Origin of the sequence: Pseudoalteromonas sp. SIMBA_162, from assembly GCF_046535955.1 — a bacterium.
In the GTDB taxonomy this organism is placed as follows: Bacteria; Pseudomonadota; Gammaproteobacteria; order Enterobacterales; family Alteromonadaceae; genus Pseudoalteromonas; species Pseudoalteromonas marina.
In genome coordinates, this window is record NZ_JAWJBQ010000989.1 from 1 (window position 1) to 244 (window position 244).

Sequence of the window (244 nt, forward strand, 5' to 3'; positions counted from 1 at the left end):
GCCATGGCCTACCTGGCCGAAGAGGTCGAACCCGACACGCTCGGTTTCGTCATGGGGTTGTACATCAGCGGCAGCGCCTTCGGCGGCCTGTCCGGGCGCGTGATCACGGGCCTGGTGTCCGACCATTTCGGCTGGCGCGCGGCGCTGGGCACGCTGGGCCTGCTGGGCATCGTCGCGGCGCTGCTGTTCATCTGGCTGCTGCCGGCCTCGCGCCGTTTCACGCCGCAGCGCTCGCGCGGCTGGG

General features: G+C 71.3%; 1 protein-coding gene. It reads left to right on the forward strand.

From position 1 onward, the window contains the following. Positions 1–244, forward strand: a 244-nt coding sequence (locus tag R0J88_RS22675) for an MFS transporter (RefSeq protein ID WP_410901274.1), incomplete at both ends; no start/stop codon positions are given.